Raw genomic sequence first — 10,095 nt, 5'->3', positions numbered from 1 at the left:
CCCTTGTAGACCGGGACGATCACGACGACCCGGGCCTGGTCGATGGGCAGGGCCCGGGGCAGGCGGTCCCATGCGTCGGGCGCGGGGGCCTCCATCGGCGGATAGGTGCCGAGATCCTCGGGGGCGGCCATCAGCCCGGCGGCCCGGCCCGTGCGCACGTAGTGCAGGAACGGCGACTCCCCCGCACCCAGGAGATGGCCGTAGGCCCGGCGGTAGAAGCGGGTCGAGAAGGTCTTGCTCGGATCGCGGTCCTCCTCCTGTCCGTGGGACAGGAAGTGGATCGCCGGCCCGTTCTCGAAGCCGCGGGTATCCGGGTAGCGCTTGAGGTACCAGGGCGCGTCGAAGAACGGCTCGATCAGGCGGGCCTGCTCGAACAATTCCGCGTCCTCCGCGGCCGGCGGCGCGCCGTAGCGCGGATCGAAGGCATCGCCCGCGAGGTCGTCGCCGCGCAGCAGCGCCCGGGCCAGATGGTGGACGAAGGGCGCGATGCCCGTCGCCTCCACGTAGGGATGGTGCGCGCGGTAGGCCCAGCCGTTGAAGTCGGCCCTGGGGTTGCGGCCCTTGCGCCAGCCGGTGTCGCAATAGTCGCGCACGGCGTCGTCCGCCTCGGACAGCCCGTAGCGCGCCCGGTAGAAGCCGTGGTCGAAATGCCCCGCCACCAGCCGCGCCTGCAGGTCCAGGAGCCCGTCCCGGTCGCAGGCCGCCTGCCCGATCGCCCCCAGCCAGCCCGTATCGGCGATCGGCGCCCGCGCCGGGCGCAGGCCGCAGACGCCCAGCAGCGCGGCCAGCGTCGAGCGCCCGGGCCCCGGGTCGCGCAGCTCCCGCCAGCCCGCCTCGGCGAAGTGCAGGTACGGCTCCCGCCCGCCCACGTCCGGGTAGGTCGCCCGGTACCAGTCCGCATCCACCGCCAGCAGGTTCAGCCGGTGCGGCTCGGCGAACGGCGCGCCCCCGGACAGCCGGGTCTCGGCGACGTAGCGGAAGAACGGGTCGTCGCCGACCGCCCGGCTGCCCGCGCGGGCCTGCACGAAGCCGGCCGGGTCGAAGTCCGGCCGCGGGCTGACCCGCGCCCGCCAGCCCTCCGTCACGTAGTGGCGCAGCAGCGCGGCGTCCGAGGCCCCGGCCAGCGCCTCGGCCTGGGGGCCGGGCAGGCGCTGCCGGTAATGGGCGGCGTCGAAGTAGGGGGCGAGGGTCTCCATCCGCAGGGCCAGCGCCGCGTCCGGGTCGGGCCGGGCGGGTCCGCCGTTGCGGACGTAGTGCACCAGCGGGTTCTGGGTGGCGAAGGTGAGGCCGCGGGTGAGGCAGTAGGCCAGGGTGTCGAACTGCGGTGCCGGCTCGCGGCCCTCGCGCCAGCCGGAGGCCATGTAGTGGTCGACCGGATCGACGCCGGCGGCGGCGAGGTCGGGGTTGTTGGCCAGGTAGAAGGCCCCGTCCACGAGGCGGCGGGCGAGGCGCTCGGCCTGGGCCGTGTCGGGCTTGGGCAGGGGCGCGCCGGCCGCCCCGCCCTCGCCGCCACCCTCGCCGCCGGCCCGGGCGCGCCGGCGCGTGAGGGCGTGCAGGAACGGGTTGATGCCGGCCCGGGCGAGGTAGGGGCGGTCGGCGAGGTAGGCGGCGGAGTCGAAGTCGGGGCGCGGGTCGCGCCCCTCGCGCCAGCCGCGGACGAGGTAGTCGCGCACCGGATCGGCCGTGATCCCGTACCAGCTCGCGTAGAAGGCCACGTCGACATGCGGGGCCAGAGTCGCGATCTGCGCGTCCGCGGTGACGAGATCGTTCGCCGCCGGAAGGCCGCGGCGCACCGCCAGCCGGATCAGCGGATTGCCGCGCATCCTGCGGTACAGGCGGAAGAACCGCTTCAACGCACCGCTCGCGCTGCGCCGCGCGCCGCGCGCGCCGGTCCGCGATCCGCGGCGTCGGAGGCGGTGCAGGCCACCAGCCCCGAGGCGGGCTTCGGCCCGGCGGCGCTTGAGACGAGACCTGAGGCTCGGAGGAGCATGTGTTCGCGCGGGCCGATTGTGGGCTTGATCGAAGGCGTGCCGGCGCGTCGGACGAGACGCCGTGTCGGCGGTTCATCGCCCTAACGGAACACGCGCACCGGGTAAACAACGGGGCTCCGACGGTGCTCCGCAGGACCGATCCGAGGCCCGGAGCCGTCCGCCCTCGCCTGCCTCATCGCGGGTGCGGTCAGATCAGGTCCGGACGCCACGTCACGTCCTCCCGCACGATGCGTGCGGGATTGCCGGCGGCCACGCAATGGGGCGGCACGGTTCCGGTGACGACAGCGTGTGCGCCGATGATGGCGTTGTCGCCGACCACGGAGCCTTTGAGGAGCGTGGCGTGATTGGCGATCCAGACGTGATTGCCGACGCGAACGGGCTTGGCCGGATTCAGCCGCTGCCCGGTATCCCGGGTGACGATCGAGTGAAAATCGCTCGTCGTCATCCAGACGCCGGACGCAATGGAGCAATCCGTCCCGATCTCGATCGCCTTCGCCTCGACGGGATTGAGATGGACCAGACCGGTGAAGCCGGTCCTGTCGCCGATGCGCAGGATCGAGCTGGGGCCGACATAGATGTTGGCCATCGAGAGCCGGACGTGCTCGCCGACATCGAACCGGCAGTTGGACTCGATGACGATGTGCATGTCCTTGTCGGACACGCAGCCTCTGCCTATGCGGATGTAGTTGTTGTCGCCGTTGATGTAGATCTTTCCGGCTTGGCTGTGCTGATCCCGCGAATCGATGTCGATGACATTATTCTCCCCTTTGTCGAAAATATTCAAAGACATAATTTGCTCTGCGGGATCTATGAATGCCCCTGGGCGCGACGCGGCCGACGTCCCGGAGCGGACGGCCGCACATCGAACCCGTGGAAGAACGTTCGCCTTCTGACGTGACGATTACGGTATCGGCGTGCCGAATTCGGAATCCGTCGAGATTCGGCAATTGCGCCGATGACTCCAAGCCGGCAGAGGCGTTCGAAGATGTCTCTAAGCCATCGGGCGTCGTCCTCACAACTCGCGCTGCCGATCGCGGGCCGTCACCGGGCCCGGCCGGCGAGCCTCCGCGCGCCTGTTGACGCCGCAATAGTCCTATGACGTATGCCGTCACCCAGCGAAATCATGGGATGAGGCCGTCCGGTGGCTGAGGACAACACCCTGACGAAGGCCCTGGTCGACGTGAGGGCGCGCAGGGCCGCGTTGCAGAGCGACTACGACCGGATCGGAGCCGAGCTGACCAAGCTCCGGGCGGCCGAGGCGGCGCTGACCTCGATCGTCGAAGGGATCCCGCTGGACGCCTCCGGTCTCCACGCGCCCGAAGGTCCGCGGGCCTCCGCGGCCGAACGCGCCGCGCCCGCCTCCGGCGGACGGCGCGGCGCCCGCGGTCCCCGGGCGAACTCGGCCAAGGGACGGCTGAAGGCGCTGCTCGGCTCGGCCGGCCCGCAGGGCCTGTCGCATGTCGAGATCGCCGAGCGGCTGCCCGACGTCGCGCCGAATACCCTCAACACCTATCTCAGCATGCTGGTGACCGGCGGCGAGGCGATCCGGAACGGCGACTTCTTCACGGCCGCCGCGCCCGTGGAGTCCGAGGACGGTGAGGCTGACGCCGAGGACGAGGCCGACCCGGACTCGGATGCGGAGGTCCAACACGACGCCGCCGAGTGAGCCGGGCGTCCGGCGAGGGCGACGGTGCCGCCTTTGGCGGGCGGAGCGAAACAAGACAGCGGCGCCGCGCGCGGAGATGTCGCGCTGGCCGGGCTCACCGTCCTGCGCTCGTGTCGGTGCAGGGGGGCGCTTGAATTGATCGACAGTCCTGTGACGGCCCCGTCCGGCCCGTCGATTCCGCGCCCCGGTCCTTCGGGTCAGGCCGACGCCATGCGCCGGATGATCGGCAGCATCAGCGCGCTCGGGGCGGCGGCCGGCACGGGGAAGATCGTGGCCGTCTGATCGGTCTTCACCCGGGGCAGCCGCTCGATCACGGTCCGCAGCTTCGGGAGCGTCCGCCCCAGAGTCGCGGCGAGGGTCTCGCCCGCGATCTTGGCCATGACGTATTCCAGGGTGTCGCGAGGCGCCTCGTCGATGGCGGTGGTCGACGGGTAGAAGGCCGCCACGGCGTCGCTGCGGTCGAGGCAGAACTGGCTCAGCTCGTAGAACGCGGCATTGTAGACGCGCATCATCGTGTCCAGGCAGGCCGGCTCGAAGGGCGCCCGCTTCTGGCGGAAGATGCGGGGCGTCGCGAAATGGTAGAGCTGCGACGGGCGCATCGTCAGCGCCGCGAGCTGCGCGGCGGCGGGTTCGGCGGCGTCGTAGCGGAGGACCTGGCAGCGCCCACCCGCGTCGCGGATCTCCCGGGCGACGGCCTCCGCCTCGTCGGCGCCGGACGCGTAGGTGATGCACACCGTCCCGCCGCCTGCGGCGATCAGCTTGGCGGTCGCCGCGCCGAGGCCCCGCGACCCGCCGACGATCAGCGCGGACACGTTGGCGAAGGCGCCCGGCTCCACCAGGGCCGCGAGGTCCTGCAGGCTCTCCTGCTCCACCGGCCGCGGGCGGACGAAGCCCTCGACCCGGGCCATGAGGCCGGGGCCGGCGGCGTCCAGCGTCACCGATTGCAGCATCGGCTGGAACCGCTTCACCGCGTAGCCGAGGCTCGAGCCGGCATCCCCGTCGGTGACGGTCACGTCGATCTTCGAGAGGATCGAGTGGAGGCCGGGCACGAACATGCCGACGAGCGTCGAGAGTCCGCCCAGGGCGGCGACCCGGCCGGGACCGAGGGCGCGGGCGAGGCGCGGCGCCAGCGCGGCGATCACCGCCGGGTCCGGCAGCGTGAAGGCTCCGGCGAGCCCCGTCAGGGCCGCCGGATCGCGGGCGATCGGCTCCGCGGGGATCGCGGTGGGCGCCGTCTCGACCGGCTGGGCCGGGGCTTTGTCCGCCGCGAAGGTCGCCTGGATCGTCAGGGTGCGGACGCCGTCCACCGCGAGGGACAGGCGCAGCTGCCCCGCGTCCGCCGCGTGGACCGTCAGCACGGTGCAATCCCCGACCAGCACGAACCGCTCGAACCGCATCTGCAGTGTCGCCAGCCGGTCGAGGGGATGGGCGTCGGCGCAGGCATCGAGGGCCCAGAGGGCGGCGTGGACGCCGTGGACGGCCCGCTCGCCGGCGAGCGTCCGCCGAGCCATCCGCGCATCCATGTGCATCGGGTTCACGTCCCCCGTGGCCCGCGCGAAGGCGGCCTGGTGCGCCTCGGTCCAGATCCGCGTCGCGGCGGCGTCGTCCGAACCGGATCCGTTCATCGCGCAGCTCCTCCTCGGCCGGTCCCCGCCCCGGCCGGGCTGGCCGGCCGCCGGGTGCCCGGCCCCTTGCTTTATGACACGCGATCTCGCAAGAGGGCGGCGCTCGCACGCACGGTAAGGGGCCGGTCGATCGCCGGAGGGCAGGCATCCGCAGGATGTCGCAGGGACCGGTATCGAGGATGACCACGGCTCGCGCCCTGTCGATCGGCTTCGTCGGAAACGTCGTCACCAACCCGTTCGGGAAGATGGCGGGCCGCCTTGCGGATCTCGCCACGGTCTCCTGCGAGCATCTCCCCATCGGACAGATCGAGCAGGTGCTGGCGGGTCCCGCCGCCGCCGACGTCCTGATCGTGCATCTCGACCACCGCTGGTTCTTCGACGTCGCCCCGGACGAGGCGGCCGTCGCCCGCGCGCGCGGCCTCGCCGAGCTGGTCTCGGCGCGGCTCGCCCGGGCGCCGGGGACGATCATCCTCAACACCGTGCCGTTCGTGCCATTCTCCTCCGTCGAGAGCGACCTCCACGACCAGCTTGATGCCCTGGCGCGGGTGAACGCGGTGCTGTTCGACCTCGCCCGGGCTCAGGAGCGGGTCAGCGTCGTCGACGCCGCCGGCGCCCTGGCGCTGCTCGGCTTCGCCAACGCCTTCCGCGAGCGCAACCGGTACATGTACCAGATGCCCTACGCCCCGGCCGCCGTGGACGCGCTCAACGCGCGCTACGCCGACGCCGTCGCGGCGCGGCTGCGGGCGCGGCGCAAGGTGGTGGTGGTCGACGCCGACAACACCCTCTGGGGCGGCGTCGTCGGCGAGGACGGGGTGGAGAACTTGGAGGTCGACAGCGACTATCCGGGGATCGTCCACACCCAGCTCCAGCGCCAGCTCCTGCGCCTGAAGGGCCTCGGGATCCTGCTCTGCGCGGTGACGAAGAACAACGAGGAGGATTTCCGCGCGGTCTTCGCCCAGCGCGCGATGCCGCTGCGGCTCGACGATTTCGTGGCCTACCGCAGCAACTGGTCGGAGAAGAGCGAGAACATCCGCGACCTCGCGGCGACGCTGAACCTCGGCCTCGACAGCTTCGTCTTCCTCGACGACAACCCCTTCGAGATCGAGGAGGTCCGCGCCCGGCTCCCCGGGGTCGAGTGCCACCTGTTCGACCGGACGCGTCCCGAGCAGGCGCTCACCCTGCTCGACGGCATCGCTTCCTTGCGCGCCCGGAACGTCACCGCCGAGGATCTGGCCAAGACGGAGCAGTACCGCGGCGAGGCGCAGCGGCAGGAGCTGCAGCGCTCGGCCGCCTCGATGGACGACTACCTCGCCTCCCTCGAGATCCGGGTTCATGTCGCCCGCAACAACCCGGGCTCCCTGCGGCGGGTCACGCAGCTGATCAACAAGACCAACCAGTTCAACCTGACGACCCGGCGCTACACCGAGGACGAGGTCGCCACCGCCATGCGGGAGGGCGGCGTCTACGCGGCCCGGGTGGTCGACCGGTTCGGCGACATGGGCATCGTCGGGGTCGCCATCGTCCGGGGCGGCGAACTCGAGACGTTCCTGATGAGCTGCCGGGCTCTCGGACGCCGCATTGAGAGCCAAGTTCTGCGCTACGTCTGCGGCGCAGAGGCCAACCCGGCGCTACGGGCCCATTACCGCCCGAGCGCCAAAAACCGCATGGTCGAGACTTTCCTGGACGAGAACGGGTTCGCGCTCATCGGCTCTGGCCCCGAGGGCAAGGACTATCGATTGACCCGAGGACCGGATGACACCGCCTACATCCACATCATCGCCGACTGAGGGCGCCGCCGCCGCGGCCCGAGCCACGCTGGACCGCCTCGTCGAGACATGGGGGCGCCCGGAACTCGCTGCGCTCGGTCCGGAGGACGACCTGTTCGACAAGATCGATTCTTTCGCGGTGGTGGAACTGCTGCTGGAGACCGAGTCCGAGATCGAGACCGTTGCGGGCCGTTACGTGCCGCTGGCCGACGAGAGCATCCTCGACAGCACACGCTCGCCCCTGCGCCGGCTCCAGAATTGGTTCGATTACGTCGCGGCCGCGGTGGCCCGTGGCTGAGCTGCGGTTCCGGCACGCAGGCCTCAGCGGCCTCGTCACCACGGTCGGCGGCCGGGCCCTCGCTTTCGACGCGGAGGCGGCCAGTCTCGGCATGTCGCCCGAGGAGGCCGAGCGGCTCAAGCGCGCGATGGGCTTCACCACGCGACACGTGGTCGTGCGCGACGACACGACGACGGCCGATCTCTGCTTGCACTCCGCCCGCACGCTTCTCGGCGGCCTCAGTCTGCGGCCGGAGGATCTCGACGGGCTGATCCTGGTCACGCAGACGCCCGACTACAGTTCGCCGTCAACGGCAATCAGCCTTCAGCACCGGCTCGGCCTGCGCACCGACACGCTCTGTTTCGACATGCGGCTGGGCTGCAGTGGCTTCGTGTACGGTCTCTCGGTCGCCTATAGCCTCGTCGAGTCGGGACTGAGCCGCGTCCTTCTCTGCGTCGGTGACGTGGCAAGCCGCATGGTCGCTGCGGACGACCGGGCCATCACTCCTATCATGGGCGATGCAGGCGCCGCCGTCCTGGTCGAGCGGCGCGACACCGACAGCGTGTTCCAGCTCCACAGCGACGGGTCGGGCGAGAAGGCCTTGTTCATCCCGCACAGCGGCCTGCGCGCGGATGCCGAGGACCGGGACAAGCCCGCTTCCATGCACATGGACGGGGCACAGGTCTTCAATTTTACGCTCAAGCGCGTCCCGCCGCTGATTACCGATATCCTGGCGGCCGCCGGCATGGGGCCGGAAGAGCCGGATTTCTACGTTCTGCACCAGCCGAACAAGTACATCCTGAAGAACCTGCAACGGCGCCTGGGCCTCGACGACGGCAAGCTTCCCTCGGGGACGCAATCCGTCTACGGGAACCAGAACTCAGCCTCGATCCCGGGCACGATCTCGGGCTTCCTGGCGGAGGATTTTTCGCACCGGCCGCTGCGCGCGGTGCTGGCCGGGTTCGGCGTGGGCCTGAGCTGGGGTGCGTGCGTGATCGAAACTGACCGGATCTACGCGCCGCCTGTCCTGAAGTTTGAGGAGACCACGTGATGACCGAGGCTGGGTTCCTGGATGAGCTCGGCGCGATCCTGGATCAACCGGGGCCGCTCGCGCGCGGCCAGAAGCTCGGCGAGATCGAGACCTTCGATTCCCTCGGCATCCTCAACATCATGGCGCTATTCGACACGTTGGGTCTCGAGGTCGAGCCGTCGCGTATCGCAGAGGCAGCCACCACCGACGATCTCCTCAGCATCGCCGGTACGAAGCTGCAAGCCTGAGGCGGTAAGCATGGCAGAGGCCGCGGGACACATCCTCGTCGTCGGAGCGAGCAGCGGCATCGGCCGGGCGGTCGCGGAGCGGTTCGCCGCGCAGGGCTCCGTTACGGCCCTCGCCCGTCGGACCGACCGCTTGGTCGAACTCGCGGCTGCCGGGATCGCCACGGTCGCCGCCGACGTGACGGATCTCGGCGCGATCGGCGGATTGCTGCAGGCTGCGGTCGCCGAGCGGGGCCTGCTGACCGGGCTCGTCTATTGTGCGGGCATGCAGATCATCAAGCCGATGCGCAGCCTGACCGTCGAAGAGGTCGAACGGCTCTACAAGACGAACCTCGTGGCCCCGACCCTGTTCGCCGCCGCCTTCGGCAACGCCCGGATCTCGACGCGCGACGCCGTATTCTGCGCCGTCTCCTCGGTGGCCGCGCAACGCCCGGAGCCCGCGATCGTCCCATACGCCGCTTCGAAGGCCGGGCTGGACGCATTGATCCGGGGCATAGCGCGAGAGCTTGCCCCCAGGCGAGCCGTCGGGGTTGCGCCGGGCTGGCTCGATACGGAAATGACGCAGGCGCATGCCCGGCTCTATGGAGAGGGGTTCAAAGAAGCCCTGGAGAAGCGCAGTCCGTCGGGAACGGCCACGGTGACGTCGGTTGTCGACGCCATCGCCTTCCTCATGTCGCCGCAGGCACGGCACGTGACCGGTGAAATCCTCCGGATCGATGGAGGAGCGGCGCTGTGACGATCGACCGCTCGTCAGGACTGGACATACCAACTGTGAAGCGTCTGGCTCTCATCGGCGGAGGGGGATTTGCCAAAGAGGTGGCGGAGATCGCCCGACTGAACGGTTTTGCGGTCCAGTCCGTCTACTCGACTCAGGAGCAGACCCAGGTGGCGCCGTGGCGCGGCTATCTGGATGAACTACTCGCGGACCGTGATCAGTACGATGGCGTTGCGATCGCCATCGGAGGGGTCAGCCGTCAGGTGATCAATGCTCGAGCGGATATCATCGCCTGGCTCTTCAAACACGAATTTGCCTGCCCGCCCTTGATCTCGCCGCACGCGATTGTCTGCGATGGCGTGACCATTGAGCCCGGTGCCTTCGTCGCCCACGGTGTCATCCTGAACGTCGACGCGCATCTTTCTGCGTTCTGCATGCTGAACTCAGCGGCCATTGTCGGACATGATGCACGTATTGGCAGAAACGCCACTGTGTCTCCGGGAGCTTTCGTAGGAGGTAAATGTTCTGTCGGGTCCGGCACCCTCATCGGGCCCCTCGCGAAGGTTTTGCAAGGACTGCGGATCGGCGAGAACGCGACGATCGGCATGGGATGCAACGTCATGCGAGACGTGAAGGACAATGCTGTCCTCTGGCCGCGACCGGATATCGTCGGAACCAGCTGAAGCGACGCGGTTCAGCAATCAGTCCGTTCAGTCAGCGCAGAACAACGTCGGGACTGCGTGCGGATGAAAAATGTCACGGGGCTGATACGTGGCGCAC

9 protein-coding genes and 1 pseudogene are annotated in these 10,095 nt (G+C 69.9%); 7 read left to right on the top strand and 3 right to left on the bottom strand.

What is annotated here, in order from left to right:
* Positions 1-1,823 (bottom strand): annotated as a pseudogene (locus tag GGQ91_RS25090) (glycosyltransferase); the annotation flags it as partial.
* Positions 1,824-2,178: 355 nt separating this feature from the next.
* Positions 2,179-2,781: an acyltransferase gene (locus GGQ91_RS25085; protein WP_043349829.1), complete on the bottom strand. Its 603-nt coding sequence runs from the start codon at positions 2,779-2,781 to the stop codon at positions 2,179-2,181.
* A 351-nt stretch (positions 2,782-3,132) separates the two neighbouring features.
* On the opposite strand from GGQ91_RS25085, the gene GGQ91_RS25080 reads away from it, so the two are divergent.
* Positions 3,133-3,657, top strand: coding sequence for a hypothetical protein (locus GGQ91_RS25080; protein ID WP_179698451.1), 525 nt, complete (start codon positions 3,133-3,135; stop codon positions 3,655-3,657).
* 197 nt (positions 3,658-3,854) lie between these two features.
* Here the strand turns inward: GGQ91_RS25080 and GGQ91_RS25075 are convergent, their stop codons facing one another.
* Positions 3,855-5,282 carry a MaoC family dehydratase gene (locus GGQ91_RS25075; protein ID WP_182593092.1) on the bottom strand — a complete coding sequence of 476 codons (1,428 nt, stop codon included), beginning with the start codon at positions 5,280-5,282 and terminating at the stop codon, positions 3,855-3,857.
* A gap of 179 nt (positions 5,283-5,461) precedes the next feature.
* Between GGQ91_RS25075 and GGQ91_RS25070 the strand changes: the two genes are divergently transcribed.
* From GGQ91_RS25070 to GGQ91_RS25045, 6 genes are read left to right on the top strand one after another with little or no spacing between them, the layout of a single operon-like run.
* Positions 5,462-7,069: an HAD-IIIC family phosphatase gene (locus GGQ91_RS25070; protein WP_182593091.1), complete on the top strand. Its 1,608-nt coding sequence runs from the start codon at positions 5,462-5,464 to the stop codon at positions 7,067-7,069.
* The gene (locus GGQ91_RS28310; protein ID WP_083936015.1) at positions 7,035-7,346 is read left to right on the top strand and encodes a hypothetical protein; all 312 of its coding nucleotides are present in this window, start codon (positions 7,035-7,037) and stop codon (positions 7,344-7,346) included. Before GGQ91_RS25070 ends, GGQ91_RS28310 begins: the two co-directional genes overlap by 35 nt.
* The gene (locus GGQ91_RS25060; RefSeq protein ID WP_043349843.1) at positions 7,339-8,376 is read left to right on the top strand and encodes a 3-oxoacyl-[acyl-carrier-protein] synthase III C-terminal domain-containing protein; all 1,038 of its coding nucleotides are present in this window, start codon (positions 7,339-7,341) and stop codon (positions 8,374-8,376) included. Before GGQ91_RS28310 ends, GGQ91_RS25060 begins: the two co-directional genes overlap by 8 nt.
* Positions 8,376-8,603, top strand: coding sequence for a hypothetical protein (locus GGQ91_RS25055; RefSeq protein WP_043349846.1), 228 nt, complete (start codon positions 8,376-8,378; stop codon positions 8,601-8,603). Before GGQ91_RS25060 ends, GGQ91_RS25055 begins: the two co-directional genes overlap by 1 nt.
* Positions 8,604-8,613: 10 nt before the next feature.
* On the top strand, positions 8,614-9,336 hold the full coding sequence (locus tag GGQ91_RS25050; RefSeq protein ID WP_182593090.1) for an SDR family NAD(P)-dependent oxidoreductase: 723 nt from the start codon (positions 8,614-8,616) through the stop codon (positions 9,334-9,336).
* On the top strand, positions 9,333-9,998 hold the full coding sequence (locus GGQ91_RS25045; protein ID WP_343066859.1) for a PglD-related sugar-binding protein: 666 nt from the start codon (positions 9,333-9,335) through the stop codon (positions 9,996-9,998). The genes GGQ91_RS25050 and GGQ91_RS25045 overlap by 4 nt, the downstream gene beginning before the upstream one ends.
* The last annotated feature ends 97 nt before the right edge of the window (positions 9,999-10,095 follow it).

The organism is Methylobacterium fujisawaense (assembly GCF_014138435.1).
GTDB lineage: Bacteria > Pseudomonadota > Alphaproteobacteria > Rhizobiales > Beijerinckiaceae > Methylobacterium > Methylobacterium fujisawaense.
The sequence above is the reverse complement of the archived record's forward strand: the minus strand, read 5'-3'. Positions and strand labels throughout refer to the sequence as shown.

Excerpts from the sequence above, each read along its gene's own strand:
- GGQ91_RS25085 (WP_043349829.1), bottom strand. The coding sequence starts at position 2,781 with ATGTCTTTGAATATTTTCGACAAAGGGGAGAATAATGTCATCGACATC.
- GGQ91_RS25075 (WP_182593092.1), bottom strand. The coding sequence starts at position 5,282 with ATGAACGGATCCGGTTCGGACGACGCCGCCGCGACGCGGATCTGGACC.
- GGQ91_RS25070 (WP_182593091.1), top strand. The coding sequence starts at position 5,462 with ATGACCACGGCTCGCGCCCTGTCGATCGGCTTCGTCGGAAACGTCGTC.
- GGQ91_RS28310 (WP_083936015.1), top strand. The coding sequence starts at position 7,035 with ATGACACCGCCTACATCCACATCATCGCCGACTGAGGGCGCCGCCGCC.
- GGQ91_RS25055 (WP_043349846.1), top strand. The coding sequence starts at position 8,376 with ATGACCGAGGCTGGGTTCCTGGATGAGCTCGGCGCGATCCTGGATCAA.
- GGQ91_RS25050 (WP_182593090.1), top strand. The coding sequence starts at position 8,614 with ATGGCAGAGGCCGCGGGACACATCCTCGTCGTCGGAGCGAGCAGCGGC.